17 protein-coding genes are annotated in these 17163 nt (G+C 68.6%); 5 read left to right on the top strand and 12 right to left on the bottom strand.

Annotated features, from left to right (window positions below):
- Positions 1-43: 43 nt before the first annotated feature.
- The 4 genes from MRBLWH7_RS01050 to MRBLWH7_RS01035 form a co-directional block, all read right to left on the bottom strand.
- Positions 44-2650, bottom strand: coding sequence for a hypothetical protein (locus tag MRBLWH7_RS01050; protein WP_341998329.1), 2607 nt, complete (start codon positions 2648-2650; stop codon positions 44-46).
- Positions 2651-2740: 90 nt separating this feature from the next.
- Positions 2741-4261, bottom strand: a complete 1521-nt coding sequence (locus MRBLWH7_RS01045; protein ID WP_341998327.1) for an alpha-L-fucosidase — start codon at positions 4259-4261, stop codon at positions 2741-2743.
- A complete protein-coding gene (locus MRBLWH7_RS01040) occupies positions 4258-5160 on the bottom strand; it encodes a carbohydrate ABC transporter permease (RefSeq protein WP_341998325.1) in 903 nt (300 codons plus the stop codon). Before MRBLWH7_RS01040 ends, MRBLWH7_RS01045 begins: the two co-directional genes overlap by 4 nt.
- A 43-nt stretch (positions 5161-5203) precedes the next feature.
- Entirely contained in the window at positions 5204-5452 is a 249-nt protein-coding gene (locus MRBLWH7_RS01035) for a hypothetical protein (RefSeq protein ID WP_341998323.1), read from the bottom strand.
- A 150-nt stretch (positions 5453-5602) separates the two neighbouring features.
- On the opposite strand from MRBLWH7_RS01035, the gene MRBLWH7_RS01030 reads away from it, so the two are divergent.
- Positions 5603-6607, top strand: a complete 1005-nt coding sequence (locus MRBLWH7_RS01030) for a LacI family DNA-binding transcriptional regulator (protein ID WP_341998321.1) — start codon at positions 5603-5605, stop codon at positions 6605-6607.
- A 188-nt stretch (positions 6608-6795) separates the two neighbouring features.
- On the opposite strand, the gene MRBLWH7_RS01025 is transcribed toward MRBLWH7_RS01030, so the two are convergent.
- On the bottom strand, positions 6796-7341 hold the full coding sequence (locus MRBLWH7_RS01025) for a class I SAM-dependent methyltransferase (protein WP_341998320.1): 546 nt from the start codon (positions 7339-7341) through the stop codon (positions 6796-6798).
- A gap of 74 nt (positions 7342-7415) precedes the next feature.
- On the opposite strand from MRBLWH7_RS01025, the gene MRBLWH7_RS01020 reads away from it, so the two are divergent.
- Together MRBLWH7_RS01020 and MRBLWH7_RS01015 are read left to right on the top strand one after the other, a co-directional pair.
- Positions 7416-8018 (top strand): 3'-5' exonuclease, encoded by a 603-nt coding sequence (locus MRBLWH7_RS01020; protein WP_342002189.1) that lies wholly within the window; start codon positions 7416-7418, stop codon positions 8016-8018.
- Between the two features lie 64 nt (positions 8019-8082).
- On the top strand, positions 8083-9423 hold the full coding sequence (locus MRBLWH7_RS01015; protein ID WP_341998318.1) for a DNA recombination protein RmuC: 1341 nt from the start codon (positions 8083-8085) through the stop codon (positions 9421-9423).
- Between the two features lie 3 nt (positions 9424-9426).
- Here the strand turns inward: MRBLWH7_RS01015 and MRBLWH7_RS01010 are convergent, their stop codons facing one another.
- Together MRBLWH7_RS01010 and glpX are read right to left on the bottom strand one after the other, a co-directional pair.
- Complete coding sequence (locus MRBLWH7_RS01010) at positions 9427-9639, bottom strand: UDP-N-acetylmuramyl pentapeptide phosphotransferase (RefSeq protein WP_341998316.1); 213 nt, start codon at positions 9637-9639, stop codon at positions 9427-9429.
- Between the two features lie 145 nt (positions 9640-9784).
- Positions 9785-10774, bottom strand: coding sequence for a class II fructose-bisphosphatase (gene glpX / locus MRBLWH7_RS01005; protein ID WP_341998314.1), 990 nt, complete (start codon positions 10772-10774; stop codon positions 9785-9787).
- A 191-nt stretch (positions 10775-10965) separates the two neighbouring features.
- On the opposite strand from glpX, the gene fbaA reads away from it, so the two are divergent.
- Positions 10966-11997: a class II fructose-bisphosphate aldolase gene (fbaA, locus tag MRBLWH7_RS01000; protein WP_341998312.1), complete on the top strand. Its 1032-nt coding sequence runs from the start codon at positions 10966-10968 to the stop codon at positions 11995-11997.
- Positions 11998-12104: 107 nt separating this feature from the next.
- Here the strand turns inward: fbaA and MRBLWH7_RS00995 are convergent, their stop codons facing one another.
- The 5 genes from MRBLWH7_RS00995 to MRBLWH7_RS00975 form a co-directional block, all read right to left on the bottom strand.
- Complete coding sequence (locus MRBLWH7_RS00995) at positions 12105-12656, bottom strand: MOSC domain-containing protein (protein ID WP_341998310.1); 552 nt, start codon at positions 12654-12656, stop codon at positions 12105-12107.
- Positions 12657-12691: 35 nt separating this feature from the next.
- Positions 12692-13405: a zf-HC2 domain-containing protein gene (locus tag MRBLWH7_RS00990; RefSeq protein WP_341998308.1), complete on the bottom strand. Its 714-nt coding sequence runs from the start codon at positions 13403-13405 to the stop codon at positions 12692-12694.
- Positions 13402-13941, bottom strand: coding sequence for a sigma-70 family RNA polymerase sigma factor (locus tag MRBLWH7_RS00985; RefSeq protein ID WP_341998306.1), 540 nt, complete (start codon positions 13939-13941; stop codon positions 13402-13404). Before MRBLWH7_RS00985 ends, MRBLWH7_RS00990 begins: the two co-directional genes overlap by 4 nt.
- Positions 13942-14078: 137 nt before the next feature.
- On the bottom strand, positions 14079-14642 hold the full coding sequence (locus MRBLWH7_RS00980; RefSeq protein WP_341998304.1) for a DUF6264 family protein: 564 nt from the start codon (positions 14640-14642) through the stop codon (positions 14079-14081).
- Complete coding sequence (locus tag MRBLWH7_RS00975; protein ID WP_342002187.1) at positions 14639-15679, bottom strand: 4-hydroxy-3-methylbut-2-enyl diphosphate reductase; 1041 nt, start codon at positions 15677-15679, stop codon at positions 14639-14641. The genes MRBLWH7_RS00980 and MRBLWH7_RS00975 overlap by 4 nt, the downstream gene beginning before the upstream one ends.
- Before the next feature lie 124 nt (positions 15680-15803).
- Between MRBLWH7_RS00975 and xseA the strand changes: the two genes are divergently transcribed.
- Positions 15804-17156, top strand: a complete 1353-nt coding sequence (gene xseA / locus MRBLWH7_RS00970; protein WP_341998303.1) for an exodeoxyribonuclease VII large subunit — start codon at positions 15804-15806, stop codon at positions 17154-17156.
- The last annotated feature ends 7 nt before the right edge of the window (positions 17157-17163 follow it).

Raw genomic sequence — 17163 nt, 5'->3', positions numbered from 1 at the left:
CAAGGGCGTGAAGCGGTGTCAGATGACACCGCTTCACGCTCACTCAGCCGGTGACGCTGAAGCTGTCGACCGACACCCACGAGGAGTTGTCCGCGACCAACTTCAGCGTGTGCGAGCCGGGAGGCAGCCCGTAGCGGCTGTAGACGGGCACACCTACCGTCCGCTGCGAGTTGTAGAGGTTCACTGTGCGATCGAGGACCCCGTCGACGTACACCCTGACCGCACCTTGATCAGACCCCGTAATGGAGTTGAACGTGATCCCGGTGCCACTGAACGCGACCTGCGCGGACGCTCCCGCGGACTGGATGTTGTGGCAGGTGTTGTTGTAGCAGCCCCCGGGGTTGCTGTTCTGCCAGCTCCCCGTGAAGGTCACCGCCGACGAGCTGTCGTCGACGGTGGACGCGTGCGACACGATGAAGCTGTCGACGGTGACCCAGTCGCTGCTTGCCGACGTGACCTTCAGGGTGTGGTTTCCGTTGCTCAGCCCCCTCGCGGTAAAGATCGGCACGCTGACGGAACGTTTCGACTGGACCAGGTTCACCGCTTGAGGCGTCCCGCCGTCGATGGACACGGTTGCCTGGCCCTGGCCCGAACCGGTGATGGAGTTCCAAGTGATGCCGGTGCCTGAGAAGGTGACCGTGGCGGAAGCGCCGCTGGAGTGCACGTTGTGGCACGTGTTGTTGAAGCAGCCGCCCGGGTCGCTGCTCTGCCACGCACCCGCGTAGGTGACGGCGGAGTCGCCGTCGTCGAGCACCTGCGCCGTTTGCACACCAAAGCCGTCCACCGTGACCCAGCTGTTGTTCGCGGTGACGACCTTGATCGTGTGCGACCCGTATGGCAGCCCTCGGGTGAACACCGGCACGTTCACTGAGCGCGCCGGGTTGTACAGGTTCACCGTCTGCACGAGGGTGTTGTCGACGTAGACGTCGGCCTTGCCTTGGTCCGGTCCGAGGATGGAGTTCCAGGTGATGCCACTGCCGGTGAAGGTCAGCTGAGCCGAGGCCCCGCTCGACCGGATGTTGTGGCATGTGTTGTTGTAGCAGCCACCCGGGTTCCTGTTCTCCCACGTTCCTGTGTAGCTGACCGCGGCGTTGCCGTCGTCGATGGTCGCCGTCGGGTAGAGCGCCGCGACGGTCTGTCCGCCGGCCGTGAAATTCGCGATGCTGTCGGGCGACTGCGTGAGGTCGCTCCACATCCGCTGATTCATCGCCTGGCTGACGTGCGCGGCTGCCGCCTTCTGAGCGAACGAGGTCATGTCGACACCGCTGCGGCACGTGGAGATGGAACCGGTGTCGCCGGTGCGCACACCCCAGTCACCGCAGTCCATGTTGTTGGTGCCGAAGGCCTGCTCGCCGACGAAGCCTCCTGCCGTGATAACGCCGTTGGCATCCACCGGGTATCGGGTGCCGTCGTTGGACTCGCCGAACGTGAAGTCCTCGTAGTCGGTGAGCCGCGGCGAGTTCCAGTTTGTGTTGAACGACACCATCCGGTCGGGATTGCCTGCACGGACCGCCGAGTTCACCAACGCCGTCGGCGAGGGGTAGTAGGTGGGGCCGTCGTCGAACATCCAGCCGTCCAGCTGCGTGCCGTAACGGTTACCGATCTCCGACACGATGTTCATCCACCGGTTGATGGCATCGGCCTTCTGCGCATAGTGACCGTTGGGCGAGACGCCCCAGAAGGCGTTCCACCAGTCGAGGTTCGGGTTGTCGTCGTGGCCCGCGTGGTAGTAGAAGATCACCCGCAGACCCTGGTTGTGGTACGCGGTGAGCATGTCCTGCAGGTAGTCGTGGCTGGTTGTGCGTCCGGGGAGCACGGCGTCGACCGAGGTGATCGGGGCAGCGATGTAGTACTGGGTCCAGGTGATGGACCAGACGACGTAGCTCGCACCCATTGCCTTGTCGCGTGCAGCGAGGGCGTTGAAATCGGCATTGGCGTAGACGGTCGGCCATGCGGGTTGCGAGCCGTCCGGGTAGGCACCCCACTGTCCCCACTGGTACATCGCGCCGAGCGGCGAGTTCTTCATCCATGTCGCCTTCGACTTGCCTGCCGCTACCGCGGCGGCGATCGTCGACTGCTGAGATGCAGGCGTCAGCTCGAGCGACAGCAGCCCCATCGACACCGATGGAGTCGTCGTCGCGGCGATCGTGATCGTCGACGTTCCGGCGGGGATGGTCAGCTGCCCGTAGTTCGTCTTGTTCCAGTTGCCCCACGAATAGCCGTTGTCCACACCTGTGTAGGACTTGGTGACCGAGTTCGATCCGTCGACGACCTTGATGGTTCCCGAACCGTTCTGGATGAGCACATTCACGACAAATGCGCCCGCGGTCGTGTTGTGCACGACCCACGAGAAGGACTGGCTCGTGCTGTTCCAGCCGGTGACGGGGTCGCCGTGCGCGTAAGCCTTGTCGTCACTGTTTTGCGTCAGCCCGGACCCGCCGAAGGTCGCCTGTGACGCACGGAGGTACGACACGTCGGTCTGGGACAGATCGACGTACCCTTTCGACGCGTCGTTGGCGTTGTAGAAGTCCTTCAACTGGGTGAGCTGGTCGGCCGCAGTGGCCGGGGCGGGTGGACCGACCGTCACGGTCAGTAACGGCGCCACGAGGGCGAGGGCGGCGAGTAGAGCGATACGTCGAAGCCGATTCATGAACTCTCCTTTGGGTTTATACGTTGTCGGTGGGTCTCGCCGTCGGCCTCCTCCGCGGCGGCGTGGTGAGCAAGCGGGTGGTTGTGTCCGTCAATCGGGGAATCCTGGCTCGAAGCGCTGAACGGGGTGCGCATCCTTGAGCTCGATGCGCAGGACCGGGGTCGGGAGACCGGCTCGCAGTCCCGTGAGATCGACGTGCAGTCCTTCATCGTCCTGCCGCCAGAGCACGGGGCCGTGGCCGAGCACGGTCACCTCCAACACTTGTTCGCCGACGATGCGCAGCCTGCGGCCGAGCGAGCGCACGGTGACCCGGGGGCCCGGGTCGATGAACGGGGCGGCGTAGACCACATCGCCCTTGGCGGTGAACCGGAGGTCTCCGCGCGTCCAGACTGTGGGCTCGGTGTCGGCGAAGGAGCCGACGCGCGGAACGGTCGGGCCTTCCCCGAACACACGCCACGGACGCGACTCGTAGATCGCCTCGCCGTTGACGCGCATCCAGGCCCCCAGTCCCTCGAGCACAGCGCGCTCCTCGGGCACAATCGATCCGTCGGGGCGGGGCCCGATGTTCAACAGAAGGGCGCCGTTCTTCGACACCACGTCGATCAGCTCACCGATCACGTCCTGCGCCGTCTTGAAGACGTTGCAGTGCAGGTGGGCCCACCCGATCCGCGACGCGGAGGTGTCGTTCTGGAAGAACTCGCTCTCGATGCCTTGCGCGGTTCCGCGTTCGATGTCGTAGACGGCCGAGCCCTTGTCGAAGGCCTGCCACTTGTAATTGATGACGGGCGGACGGTGACCGGCGCGCGCGGCCCGGTTGTAGTAGTAGGCCGCGAACTCGGCGAGGCGTGGACGGAAGGCCGGCTGTTCGATCCACCAGTCGAAGTAGACGATCTCGGGGTCGTAGCGTTCAACGACCTCCGCGAGACGGGCGGTCCAGTCGTCCAGGAATTCGGTGTCGGGCTGGGTATCGAGCGGCTGGGCGGGACCGTAGAGGTCCGCGTATGTGGGGTCCTGCACGTCACTGTCGAGCTTCTTGCCGCCGTTGAAGAACCACCAGTGCTCGGCACGGTGGTTGGACACCCCGAACGCGAGACCGCGAGCTCGGGCGGCAGCGGCGAGCTCTCGGATGACGTCGCGCTGAGGTCCCATGTCCGTGGCCTTCCACCGCGTGAGGTCGCTGTCGTAGAGCGCGAACCCGTCGTGGTGCTCGGCGACGGGGACGACATACCGCGCGCCGGACCAGGCGATCAGGTTCATCCACTCGTCGGCGTCGAACCGTTCCCCCGAGAACCTCGGGATGAAGTCCTTGAAACCGAACTTGGCGTGGGGCCCGTACGTCTCCAGGTGGTGGGCGTACTCAGGGGTGCCCGCGACGTACATATTGCGCGCGTACCACTCGCTGCCGAAGGCGGGGACCCCGCTCACGAGCCAGTGGATGAAGACGCCGAGCTTGGCATCCTGAATCCACTCGGGTGTCCCCGCGGTCGTCAGCGACGTCCACTTGGGCGCGAACGGGCCCTGCTTGGCACCGTCTGCGACCGTCTCGACCAGCTGGCGCCGGCGTTCGGAGATCTGGGCATCGTCCACGATTTCTGCGCTCGATTCGTTCATTCCTTGGAACCTCCAGAGGTGAGGCCGCGACTGACCCATCGCAGACCTAAGGTGACCAGCAGTACGGCCGGGAGAGACAGCAGCACGAGCGCGGCGAAGAACCCGGCGTTCTGCTGCGGTGTGGCGCCGAACGCGCCTCGAATGGTCTGCACCGCCTGGCTCGCGGTCGTCAGCTCCGGTGTCCGCAGGAGAAGGGAGGGGAAGATGAAGTCCTGGAAGGACCACATGATCGACAGGATCGCCAGGTTGATCAGCGGGGAGCGCACTTGCGGCATGTAGATGCGCTGGAAGGTCTGCCAGGTGTTCGCCCCGTCGACTGCGGCTGCTTCGAAGGTGCTCGCCTGCAGGCCGTCGGCGAAATTCTTCATCAGCAGCACCCCGAACGGCAGGGTGAGCGCCGCCTCCGGCAGGGCGACGCCGAAGTATGAGTTGAACAGGCCCAGGGTGCCGGAGATGTAGTAGACCGGCACGATGATCGCCGCGCCGGGCACCGCGAGGAAGATGAGCACGGCGTAGTAGATCTGCTCGCGCCAGGGAAACTCGAGACGCGAGAACGCGAGCCCGGCAAGCGCCGAGACCACGCAGACCGCCACGGCGTGGATGATCGCGATCACCGCACTGTTGAGGAAGGTGACGCCGAGATACACGCCGTTGAGGGGCTGGGTCAGCACGGAGAGGTAATTCTGCAGACCGCCGAATCCAAGCGAGGAGCTAACGGCAACAGCCAGCGGGAAGATCCACCACAACGTCAGGACGACGAGGATCACCCGGATGATGACGCGGTCGCGCGGGCGTGAGCGCAGCATCGCAAGCGGGTTCAGCTCGTCGATGACGTGGGAGGTCCGCTTCCTGCTGCGCGTGGCGGATGTCGGGACAGTGACGAGTGCGGTCTCGTTCATCCCAAGCTCTTTCGGGTGATCACGATCTGTACGAGGGAGACGATCAGCGCGATGACGAGGACGATGATTGAGGCGGCCGCCGCATACCCGACACGGTCGGCGCCGAGGGTCGCCTGGTAGATGTACGTGCCCGGGGGTACCAGGTCCAGTAGTTCAGAGTGACCGGGCCGTCCGTCTGCTGCGCGGCCGACTCGTTGCCGCCGACGCCTCCATTGCTGCCACAGGCGGTCAGCATCGGCATCGCGAGCGCGGCGGCGACTGCGCCGATCGCGACGCCGGTGAAAATCCTCATTACATCTCCTCTTCGAGAGTCCAAGGGCCGCGGCGGGCGAGCGGCTTGTGGGCGATGGTATGCGAACCATCCCTGCAATCACAAGGTTTTTATCGGACCTCCTCCCCGCTCCTCGATGACCTGCACCTACAATCGGCACAGGGAGGCGCCATGGTGACGATGAAAGACGTCGCAGCGCGCGCCGGCGTCGCGCCGACGACGGTGTCTCGGGTCCTTAACCAACCGGATGCCGTCGCCGAACCGACGAGATCACGCGTGCGCGCCGCGATCGACGAGCTGCACTACGTGCCCAACCGGCTCGGGCAGGGGCTCTTGCGACGGCGCACGATGATGCTCGCACTCGTCGTCAACGACATCACCAACCCCTTCGCCATACAACAGGTTAGGGGCGTGACCGCCGCCGCCCGCGAGGAGGGCTTCACCGTGGTCTTCGCGCACTCCGACCGCAATCCCGACCAGGAACTACGTGAACTGCGCGCACTGATCGAACGGCGCGTGGACGGGATCATCCTTGCTCCGGTCCGGAGCACACCCGACGCCGTGGACTTCGTGCAGGCGACGCGGACCCCGATCGTCGTCTTGGACTACCGCATGTCCCACAACGACGTCGACACCGTCCGGTGCGACACCGGGTCCGCGGCATCCGAGCTCACCCGCTCCCTGATCGAGCTCGGACATCAGCGCATCACGATGCTCTCCGGCCCCCAGGACGTCGTCACCGCCTCCGATCGCGCAGAGGGCTACAACGCCGAGATGGCGCGCGCCGGGTTGCCGCCCCACGTTCTCTGGGGCAAGTACGAAGTAGGCAGCGGCGACGCGATGGCGACAGCCGTCCTGTCCGGACCCGAACGACCCACCGCCCTGCTGACCGCAGGAAACTACATCGCGCTCGGTGCTGCTCGCGCCGCCCGACGGGTGGGCCTGCGGATCCCCGAGGATGTCTCCATCGTCACCTTCGACAGCGCACAAGACGACAGCGGCGTCGAACCGTTCTTCACCGGTGCTGTCCAGCCCATCGCCCGCATGGCCGAGACCGCAACCCGATTGCTCTTCGACCGCGTCCTCTACGGCTACGACGGCCCGGCACGTGACCGCGTGTTCGAGGTGCAGTTCACGCACCACCTCTCCGCCGGAGCAGCACCGGGACATGACTAAGCTAAGTCTGGCGGTCGTGAACTCGACGGTCACATCTGGAGTGAGATGCCGCAAACTCCGGCGGCGAGGGCAACCGCTGAGCCTCGATCCGTAAGCTTCTGAGGGGCCCGGGAGAGTCGGGTGTGGCTGAGCCTTGCCCACCATGAGTGCGGGCCACCACGCGCAGGTATGAAGGTGGCTCGCTCGCACTACTCCTTCTCGGCTGCTGCGATGAGCTGCCCGATCTCCCTCTCCTCGACGAGACGACCCCAGGCGTCGAGCCCGACGTGGATCTGCCGGCCGTCGTGAACCCACGGATCGGATCCGTCGCGGGTGTTCCACACGAGCCCGAGCACACCACGCTGGCGGAGCACTCGCCCGACCTCCGCGGAGGCGGCGACCGGGTCGACCCAGTGCCACGCCTGCCCGAGGAGCACCGCGTCGACGGAGGCGTCGGGAAGCGGCATCCGTTCCGCCGTCCCCACGAAGGTGGGAACGCCGTGGACGTGCTCGCGGAGTGCGGCCAGCATGTCGGCATCGGGGTCGATCGCGACGACCTCGGCCCCGGCCTCGACGATCGTGCGGGTGAGCTTGCCCGTGCCCGCGCCGACATCGGCCACGCGCAGGGCGCGTCCGGGCTCACGCACCGGAGGGAGCATCCAGTCCACGGCTTCGCGCGGATACCCGGGCCTGCCCGACTCGTACGCGCCCGCGGCGGCCCCGAACGACAGCGACATCTCCTCGCGACTGGCCATGCTCCGACCCTATGACGACCGGGCGCTCGGCGCGCCTTCCGGCTGCGCAGGCGCGCCAGGGTGAGTCTGGGGATGTGCCACTGGACTTCACCGCGATCGATTTCGAAACGGCGAACTCCAGCAACGCCTCGGCCTGTGCGGTCGGACTCGTTCGGGTGCGCGACGGCGAGATCGTCGACAGGGCGGGCTGGCTGATCCGCCCGCCGGCCGGTCACGACGTGTTCTTCGAGCTCAATGTGCGCATCCACGGCATTCGGCCCGAGGACGTCGTCGACGCGGCGCCGTGGACTCGCCAGCTCGCCGACATCGTCGCGTTCGCGGGCTCCGACGTCCTCGTCGCACACAACGCCGGCTTCGACATGGCAGTGCTCAAGCGCGCGTGCGATGCGACCGGCGACGAGTGTCCGCCGTACCGCTACGCCTGCAGCCTTCAGGTCGCGCGCAGGGTCTACAAGCTCGAGTCGTACCGGCTGCCGTACGTCGCAGCGGAGGCCGGGTTCCCCGACTTCCCGCACCACAACGCCACGGCCGACGCGGTGGCGTGCGCCCACGTCATGATCGACGCGGCGCGACGCGTCGGCGCCGACGACATCGGGGCTCTGACCGCGGCGGTCGGCGTGCGGGTGTCTCAGATCGCGGTCGCCGAGGCGCCGGCCGTCAGCTTCGCCGTCGCGTAGCGCGGAAACGGATGCTGCGGCCCGCCGCCGCGGTGATGTCCGAGGCATCCGGCACCCTGGAGCCATGGACGCAGTCGTGATCAGTGTGGTGGTAATCGTCTGTCTCCTCGTGGGCGCCATGGCGGGGTGGGCTGCGGGGCTCGCGCGCAGTGCCGCGCGCGCGGCGCGCGACCACGCCGACCTCACCGCACGGCTGGCCGGTTCGGAGGCGGCACGGCAGGGCGTGCAGGCACAGCTCGAACACCAGCAGCTGCTCTATCGCGACCTCGCGAGCCAAGCGCGCCACGACCAGGCGGCGCGCGAGGAGCGCGAGCGTCGCGAGCAGTCGGTGCTGAGGGCGCTCGCCCCCGTGCAGGAGACGCTGGCGGCGATGCACACGAAAGTCGACGACCTCGAGCGCGATCGGCACCTCCAGTTCGGCACGCTCGCCGAGCAGCTCCGGCGCGCCCACGAGTCCGACGAGGCGCTCCGCGCGACCACCGAGTCACTGGCGAGCGCCCTGCGCTCGGGCAGCACCCGTGGTGTGTGGGGCGAGACGCAGCTGCGGCGGGTGGTCGAGGCCGCCGGACTCACGCGTCACGTCGACTTCGATCTGCAGGCGACCATCACGTCCGACGCCGGCGCCGGCCGCCCTGACATGGTCATCCGGCTTCCCGGTGACAAGGCGATCGCGGTCGACGCCAAGGTGCCGCTCGACGCGTTCCTCGAGGCGAGCGCGATCCCGCTGACCGCGCAGGGGGCCGAGGCGGCGCGCAGGCGGGGACTGCTCGACAAGCACGTCAAGGCCGTGCGGGCGCACGTCGACGCGCTCGCCCGCAAGACCTACTGGGCCGGGCTGTCGTCGAGCCCCGAGTTCGTGGTCTGCTTCGTGCCGAGCGAGTCGCTGCTCGCGGCAGCGCTCGAGGAGGACCCCTCGCTGCTCGACTACGCCTTCGGCAAGCGCGTCGCGCTGGCGTCGCCGGTGAACCTCTGGGCGGTGCTCAAGACCGTGGCGTACACGTGGACCCAGCAGGACGTCTCGCAAGAGGCCCGCGCTCTGTTCGACCTCGGCAACCAGCTCTACGAGCGGCTCGGGTCGCTGGCGTCGCACGCCGACGACCTGCGCCGGGCGATCGAGCGCACGGTCGACAGCTACAACCGGTTCGCCGGCTCGCTCGAGACGCGCGTGCTGGTGAGCGCACGCAAGTTCCCCGGGATCGACGCGACCAAGCTCGACGCGGTGAACGAGCCGGTCGCCATCGAAAAGAGCCCGCGCCGCCTCACGGCGCCGGAGCTTCTCGAAACGCTCCCGGGGCTCGAAGAAGCCGCCGATCCACGTGCCAGCGGCGATGCCGACGCGACGCCGTTCACCGCTGCTGCGGAGCTCGGCGAAGTGCGCACCCGTATCGCATCGCCGAAGGAGTGAGGCTCAGGCGCCGCCGGGGACGAAGCTCAAGAGCACGATGACCGCGGCCGAGACGCCGACGAACGCGCCGATCATCCACCACGCGCTGATCTCGTGACCTTCATCACGGCGGACGCGCAGCAGCACGTCAGGCCGACGGGCCGGATCGATCGCGTTGGCGACCACGGCATGCGCGCCCGTCTGGGGCGACGACGGATCGGCTGAGTGCGCAGACATCGTCAACTCCTCGAGTAGGAAACACGGACGTGTCTCCATCGACACCACACAAGATTCTGCCAGAGTTCCTCCGGCGGCCGGTCACGAAACGGTCACGGCAGCGTCACGTGTCGCACCCGTGGCGGGTGCGACACACCTCTGCCGATCAGAGCCACTTCGAGACGAGGTGCTCCGAGGAGATCCGCCGCAGCGTCCCCGACGCGCCGCGCAGCACGACGCTCTCGGTGTACACGTACCCGCCCTCGCGGCGGACGCCTGCGACGAGCGCGCCGTCAGTGACGCCGGTGGCGACGAAGATCGTGTTGCTTCCGGTCACGAGTTCGTCCGCCTCGTAGACGTGGCCGTCGAGCTTGAGCCCCGCATCGATGCCGCGCTGCTTCTCGTCGTCGTCGCGAGGCCACAGGCGGCCCTGGATGTGGCCGCCGAGCGCCTTGATCGCACACGCGGTGACGATGCCCTCGGGGCTGCCGCCGACGCCGACGCACATGTCGGTGCGGGCGTTGTGGCGCGCGGCGTTGATGCCGCCGGCGACGTCGCCGTCGCTCATCAGACGCGTGCCGGCGCCGGCCTCGCGGATCTCCTCGATGAGACGCTCGTGGCGAGGACGGTGCAGCACCGAGACGACGAGCTCGTCGACAGGCTTGTCGAGCGCCTTGGCGAGCCGGCGGATGTTCTCGCCGATCGGAAGGCGGATGTCGACGACGCCCACGCCGGCGGGGCCGGTGACGAGCTTGTCCATGTAGAAGACGCTGGAGGCGTCGAGCATCGTGCCGTGGTCGGAGACGGCGATCACCGAGAGGGCGTTGTTGCGCCCGGCCGCGGTCAGCGAGGTGCCGTCGATCGGGTCGACCGCGACGTCGGCCTGCGGGCCGCGGCCGTTGCCGACGCGCTCGCCGTTGTAGAGCATCGGAGCTTCGTCCTTCTCGCCCTCGCCGATGACGATGGTCCCGTCGAAGTTGACGGTCGTGAAGAACGCGCGCATCGCGTCGACGGCGGCCCCGTCGGCCGCTTCCTTGGCCCCCCGGCCGATGAACGGCACCGCGCGGATCGCCGCCGCTTCGGTAGCCCGCACGAGTTCGAGTGCGAGGTTGCGGTCGGGGTGCAGGGGACTCATATCCGCGGTCAGGCTCACCATGCGGTCAGCCTATGCCAGCATTGCGCCCGAATCACGGGAATTTCACGCGCCGCAAAGCGAAGGAATGTCCATTCTTTCCAATGGTGCAGGGACGCGGGTTTCCCGCGCGAGGCCGGGCGGCAGCATCCGTTCCCTCACGCGGCGCTTGGGTAGAGTTTGCGGTGAACCCCATTCGATCAAAGGGAGCACTCATGCCCGTCGCCACCCCGGAGCAGTACGCCGACATGCTGGACCGCGCGAAGGCCGGTGGCTTCGCGTATCCCGCCATCAACGTCGCCAGCTCGCAGTCGATCAACGCCGTGCTGCAGGGCCTCACCGAGGCCGGTTCCGACGGCATCATCCAGGTGACGACGGGTGGCGCCGACTACTTCGCCGGCCACACCGTCAAGGCCCGTGCGGCCGGTGCTCTCGCCTTCGCGAAGTTCGCCACCGAGGTCGCCAAGAGCTACCCGATCACGGTCGCCCTCCACACCGACCACTGCCCCAAGCCCGCGCTCGCCGACTTCGTGCTGCCGCTCATCGAGGCGTCGGAGGAAGAGGTCAAGGCCGGCCGCAACCCGATCTTCCAGTCCCACATGTGGGACGGCTCGGCCGTGCCCCTCGACGAGAACATCGAGATCGCGAAGGACCTCGTCCCCCGGCTCAAGAACATCAACGCGATCCTCGAGGTCGAGATCGGAGTCGTCGGCGGCGAAGAGGACGGCGTGCAGCACGAGGGCTCCAATGAGGCGCTCTACACGACCGTCGCCGACGTGACCAAGGCCGTCGAGGCGCTCGGCCTCGGCGAGAACGGCCGCTACATCTCGGCCCTCACCTTCGGCAACGTCCACGGCGTCTACAAGCCCGGCAACGTCAAGCTCCGCCCCGAGCTCCTCGGCGAGATCCAGGAGGGCATCGCGTCGAAGTTCGGCACGGGCCCCAAGCCGCTCGACCTCGTCTTCCACGGCGGCAGCGGCTCGACCGACGCCGAGATCGCCGAGGCGGTCGCCAACGGCGTCGTGAAGATGAACATCGACACCGACACCCAGTACGCGTTCACGCGCTCGGTCGCCGGCTTCATGTTCCAGAACTATGACGGCGTGCTGAAGGTCGACGGCGAGGTGGGCAACAAGAAGGCCTACGACCCGCGCGCGTGGGGCAAGATCGCCGAGTCCGCGATGGCCGCCCGCGTGGTCGAGGCCACGCAGCAGCTCGGCTCGGCGGGCAAGAGCCTCGCCGCGTAGGCAGCAGATCAGACGGATGCCTCGGCACCGGCCTCCTCGGCCGGCGCCGGGGCGGTCGGACCTGCTTTCGCCTGCGCCACGCCCGCAGCAGCACCCATGCGGGGGGGTTACTCAGGGTCGATGTAGCGGTCGAGCAGTCCGGGTGCGCCCTCGGGGCGGTGGACCACGACGATCTCGTCGCCGGCCTGCACGCGTCCTGGCTGCACCACTCGCAGGTACGGGCCGAGGCGGCGCTCGTTCGAGAATCGCTTGACCCATCCGCGCGCGTCGTCCCCGCCGACCCAGCGCGCGAACGTCTGGCAGGGCGTGCGGGGCATGGTCACCTCGATCTCCACGCGATCGCCGATCCGCCACCGCTCGCCGATGAGCGCCGCGTTGACGTCGATCCCCTCGACGCGCAGGTTCTCGCCGAACCAGCCGGGCGGAAGCTCGCGGCCGAGCTCGGACTCCCAGAACCCGGCGTCCTCCTCGGCGTAGGCATAGAGCGCCTTGTCGAGGCCGCCGTGGTGCTTGCGGTCGGCCTGCACGTCGGCGTACACGCCGTACGGGCCGACGCGCACCGGACCTTCGACCGGGCCCTTGTCGATCGCGGTGACGCCGAACGGCCCGGCATCGGGACGGAGTTGTCGAACGGCGCAGACGGCGACGAGGCGAGGCATCCGCTCATCCTAACCAGCGGCTCTGCCGGCCGCGGTCATTCCTCGTTCGACGGCGCGGGCTCTCCGCGCAGCAGTACACGGCCGTCCGAGACGGCACGTACCTCGATCGATGCGATGTCGTCCCGGTCGAGCGCGGTGCCGGCGTCGAGGTGCGCCGTCGTCCCCGGGCCGGCGCGCCACGACGAGAGCTCGCTGGTCGTGCCGTCGGCCGACGTGACGACGAGGACGTACGGCCACTCCCGGTCCGCCGTGTACGGATCGCGGCTGGGCGGGTAGTGGCAGGTCATCGCGAGGCGGGTGCCCCACGCCACGTCCGTCAACTCGACCTGCGCGGTCAGCGGCACATCCGTCACGGCCTGCAGCGCCACGACCTCTTCGGGCCCCCTGGCCGGCGCGACCGCCGTCGTCACCGCGAATGCGACGACGACGGCGACGACCGCCGCGGCGACGAGTCCGCTGCCCCACGCGATCATGCGACGCCGCCGCGAATCCCGCGCGCCGCGGACCACCATGCGCTCCCGGGCCGCAGGATCGGGGCCGTCCTGGCCCGACGGCTCGAGCAGCGCCTCGGCTCGCTCGGGCGCGACCCGGGCGAGCAGGCCCATCGACGGCGCCAGGTCGGCGATCGCCTCGCGGCACAAGGGACAGCTGTCCAGGTGGGCCTCGTACCGGCGGCGGTCGTCCCCGCTCAGCGCGCGCACGACGTACGCGGCATCCCAGTCGGCGAAACGGGCGTGGTCCGTGGTCACCGCGTCACCCCCTTCTCCTGCAGGGTGAGCCGGAGGGCGCGCAGCCCGTAGTGGAGGCGCGACTTGACGGTCCCCTCCGGGATGTCCAACTCGTCGGCCATCTCGGCGACGGAGAGGCCGCGGTAGTAGGCGCGCACGACGACGGCGCGGTGGTCGGTCGTGAGCGTCGCCAGCGCCTCTTCGACGAGGATCGCCTCGAACAGCGCGTCGGTGGCATCCGGCGCAGTGCGCTCGGGGACCTCGGCGACGTCGATCTCGCGGCGCCGCCGAGCGCTGCGCGCCTCGTCGATCACGAGGTGTCGCGCCACGGTGAACATCCACGAGCGCGTGGTCGACGGATCCTGCTCGAGGATCTTGGGCGTTCGCCACGCCCGCAGCAGCGTCTCCTGCACGATGTCGTCGGCACCGGCGCGATCGCCGGTGAGATGCACGACATAGCGCCACACCGGCGCCGCATGCGCGTCGTACATGGCGGCCAGGCGTGCGGCATCGCGTGCGGCGGCGCCGTGTCGACGCTCCACGCTGTCGTGCGGCATCCATCACCTCCCGCAGGAGACACGAGACACACCGTCAACGGGTTCACGTGAATCCGCTGTGCGTCCGCGCCGTCACCTGTGAGTATGGCCCCGTCCCGCCGTGACCGCACGGGACGGACGCCGCGCGCCGCGGAAGCTCAGAGTCGCGTGCTGTCGAGGAGCGCCTGCCAGACGGCGGGGTCGTTCGTCAGCGGCGCGACCATGAGGGCGCCCGCTTTCAGTGAGAAGACGATGCCTCCCGCCAGCGGGATCCACCACGAGACCCGGGAGCGGCGCATGTTCCAGACCGACAGTGTCGTCGTGAGGCACCAGCCGATCGCCAGGACGAGGGCGGCGGCGATCGCCCACGGCTTTCCGGCTGCGGGATCCGAGAGCTGCGCGTCGACGCCCATCAGACCGAGCATCGTCTCGGCGTACGTGCCGTAGTCGAGGAAGGCCGGCACCGACGTGATCACGTTGACCAGGCCGTACGCGAGCAGCGCGAACGTGATGATGCGGTCGACCGGGTGCTGGCGCGTCTCCGCGACGACGGGAGCGGACGGGATGCTGCCGGCCGGCGCATCCGTCATGATCGGCGCGACCGGCTCCTGCCAGGGGGCCGGCTCCTGGATGCGCGCGCGCTGCTCCTCGGGCGTCGCGTACTCGCCGTACTGGGGACGCGGACGTGAGTGCGGGTCGGGCTCGGCGTTCGCGTCGCTCATGAACGGCTCCGGCCGCCCAAGGCGCGGTCGTCGCGCTTGCCGGCGGCATCCTGTCGCAGCTCCTTCGGAAGCGAGAACATCAGATCCTCCTCGGCCGTACGCACCTCCTCCACATCGTGGTAGCCGGCCGTGGCGAGGTCGTCGAGCACCTGCTGGACGAGCACCTCCGGCACCGACGCGCCGCTGGTGACGCCGACGGTCTCGACGCCCTCGAGCCACGCCTGCTCGACCTCGTCCGCGTAGTCGACGCGGTAGGCGGCCTTGGCGCCGTGCTCGAGCGCCACCTCGACGAGCCGCACGCTGTTCGACGAGTTCGCCGAGCCGACGACGATCACCAGGTCGGCGTCCTTCGCGACCTTCTTGATGGCGACCTGGCGGTTCTGGGTGGCGTAGCAGATGTCATCCGACGGCGGATCCTGCAGCTCCGGGAATCGCACCCGCAGCCGCCGCACGGTCTCCATGGTCTCGTCGACGGACAGCGTCGTCTGCGACAGCCACACGACCTTGGACGGGTCGCGCACCTGGATCGTGTCGGCCTCTTCGGGCGAGTTGACGATCGTGACGTGGTCGGGCGCCTCGCCCGCCGTGCCCTCGACCTCTTCGTGCCCCTCGTGGCCGATCAGCAGGATCTCGAAGTCGTCCCGCGCGAAGCGCACCGCCTCGCGGTGCACCTTCGTCACGAGGGGGCACGTCGCGTCGATGGCGCGCAGACCCCGGTCGGATGCCGCGTCCACGACCGCGGGCGACACGCCGTGCGCACTGAACACGACGTGGGCACCGGCGGGGACCTCGTCGACCTCCTCGACGAAGATGGCCCCCTGCTTCTCGAGCTCGGTCACGACGTGGATGTTGTGCACGATCTGCTTGCGCACATACACGGGCGCACCGAAGCGCTCGAGCGCCTTCTCGACGGCGATGACGGCACGGTCCACGCCCGCGCAGTAGCCACGCGGCGATGCCAGGAGCACCCGCTTCTGTCCGGCCCCGGCGATATCCTTGAGCGGTTCGCGCCGCCGCGGGATCCGCGGGACGGGCATGCTCACAGGGGCCTGACTCGGTCGGGTCTGTCCCGGGGTGCTGATGCTCACCCCCCGATTCTACGGGCGGGCTCCTGAGCGGGGCCTCCGACAGGGAGCCCGCGCGAGGGCACGAAAGGATCGCATGACGAGTTTCCAGCCTGCCGCCGTCCCCGGCGAGCCACCGCCTCCCGACTCGGTGCCGCCCCGCGACTCGACGGCACAGGCGCCGACGTCCGTGGCCCGTCTGAACGACACGATCCGCGGGTTCGTGCAGACGTGGGGATCGGTGTGGGTCGAAGGCGAGATCACCGGGTGGAACCAGCGGGGCGGCAACGTGTTCGGTCGTCTGAAAGATCTGGTGACCGATGCCACGATCTCCTTCCGCATCTGGTCGTCGACGCGTGATCGGCTGCCCGGCGACCTCAAGGTGGGCGATCACGTCATCGCGTGTGTGAAGGCCGACTACTTCGTGAAGAACGGCGACTTCAGCTTCGGGGTGTCGGCGATGCGCCACGTGGGACTCGGAGACCAGCTGGAGAAGCTCGAGCGCCTGCGCGTGCAGCTGCGGTCCGAGGGGCTCTTCGATCCGTCCCGCAAGACGCCGCTCCCCTTCCTGCCGCACCTCATCGGCCTCATCACCGGTGAGAACTCGGACGCCGAGAAGGACGTCCACCGCAACGCCGAGCTGCGCTGGCCGCAGGTGCGCTTCCAGACGAAGTACGCCGCCGTGCAGGGCGACAGGTGCGTCCCCGAGACGATCGCGGCCTTGAAGGCGCTGGATGCCGCACCCGACGTAGACGTCATCATCATCGCTCGCGGCGGCGGCGACCCTCAGACTCTGCTGGGCTTCAGCGATGAGCGCCTGATCCGCGCCGTGGCCGCGGCATCCACCCCCGTCGTGAGCGCCATCGGCCACGAGAACGACCATCCGCTCCTCGACGACGTCGCCGATCTGCGGGCATCGACCCCGACCGATGCGGCGAAGCGCGTCGTGCCGGATGTCGCGGAACAGCGCGCACTGGTCGGGCAGCTGCGCGCCCGCATGAACATGCGGCTCACGCAGCGCATCTCGCACGACATCGCCCAGCTCGAGCAGCTGCGCTCGCGCCCGGTGCTGCGCGCCCCCGAGACGCTGCTCACCACGCGCTCGCACGAGGTCGAGCTGCTCGTCGCCCGCGGGCGCGACCGGATCGACCGGTCGCTTCGCGTCCAGGACCAGCGCACCGCGGAGCTCCGCGCGACGCTCCGCGCGCTCTCGCCTGCCTCGACGCTCGCCCGCGGCTATGCCATCGCGCATCTCGCAGACGGCGTGATCGTGCGCGACGCGGCCCAGGCTCCGGCATCCACCCCCGTCGTCGTCACCGTGGGGCGCGGATCGTTCGCCGCTCGCTCCGACGGGGAGATCACCGAGGGTCCTGACCGGGGCGCCACCGCGGCGGGCGACGTCGCCGAGCCGAACCGGGCGGGGCGCGGGGCGAGCCCCGCACCCGAATAGACTGGTG

The sequence above is a fragment of the Microbacterium sp. LWH7-1.2 genome, assembly GCF_038397755.1.
Lineage (GTDB): Bacteria > Actinomycetota > Actinomycetes > Actinomycetales > Microbacteriaceae > Microbacterium.
Note: the sequence above shows the minus strand (reverse complement) of the source record. Positions and strands in the feature narration are given on the sequence as shown.

Excerpts from the sequence above, each read along its gene's own strand:
- MRBLWH7_RS01045 (WP_341998327.1), bottom strand. The coding sequence starts at position 4,261 with ATGAACGAATCGAGCGCAGAAATCGTGGACGATGCCCAGATCTCCGAA.
- MRBLWH7_RS01010 (WP_341998316.1), bottom strand. The coding sequence starts at position 9,639 with ATGTCTGCGCACTCAGCCGATCCGTCGTCGCCCCAGACGGGCGCGCAT.
- glpX (WP_341998314.1), bottom strand. The coding sequence starts at position 10,774 with ATGGTGAGCCTGACCGCGGATATGAGTCCCCTGCACCCCGACCGCAAC.
- MRBLWH7_RS01030 (WP_341998321.1), top strand. The coding sequence starts at position 5,603 with ATGGTGACGATGAAAGACGTCGCAGCGCGCGCCGGCGTCGCGCCGACG.
- MRBLWH7_RS01040 (WP_341998325.1), bottom strand. The coding sequence starts at position 5,160 with ATGAACGAGACCGCACTCGTCACTGTCCCGACATCCGCCACGCGCAGC.
- MRBLWH7_RS01025 (WP_341998320.1), bottom strand. The coding sequence starts at position 7,341 with ATGGCCAGTCGCGAGGAGATGTCGCTGTCGTTCGGGGCCGCCGCGGGC.
- MRBLWH7_RS00980 (WP_341998304.1), bottom strand. The coding sequence starts at position 14,642 with ATGAGCGACGCGAACGCCGAGCCCGACCCGCACTCACGTCCGCGTCCC.
- fbaA (WP_341998312.1), top strand. The coding sequence starts at position 10,966 with ATGCCCGTCGCCACCCCGGAGCAGTACGCCGACATGCTGGACCGCGCG.
- xseA (WP_341998303.1), top strand. The coding sequence starts at position 15,804 with ATGACGAGTTTCCAGCCTGCCGCCGTCCCCGGCGAGCCACCGCCTCCC.
- MRBLWH7_RS00975 (WP_342002187.1), bottom strand. The coding sequence starts at position 15,679 with ATGCCCGTCCCGCGGATCCCGCGGCGGCGCGAACCGCTCAAGGATATC.
- MRBLWH7_RS00985 (WP_341998306.1), bottom strand. The coding sequence starts at position 13,941 with ATGCCGCACGACAGCGTGGAGCGTCGACACGGCGCCGCCGCACGCGAT.
- MRBLWH7_RS01050 (WP_341998329.1), bottom strand. The coding sequence starts at position 2,650 with ATGAATCGGCTTCGACGTATCGCTCTACTCGCCGCCCTCGCCCTCGTG.
- MRBLWH7_RS01035 (WP_341998323.1), bottom strand. The coding sequence starts at position 5,452 with ATGAGGATTTTCACCGGCGTCGCGATCGGCGCAGTCGCCGCCGCGCTC.
- MRBLWH7_RS01015 (WP_341998318.1), top strand. The coding sequence starts at position 8,083 with ATGGACGCAGTCGTGATCAGTGTGGTGGTAATCGTCTGTCTCCTCGTG.
- MRBLWH7_RS00995 (WP_341998310.1), bottom strand. The coding sequence starts at position 12,656 with ATGCCTCGCCTCGTCGCCGTCTGCGCCGTTCGACAACTCCGTCCCGAT.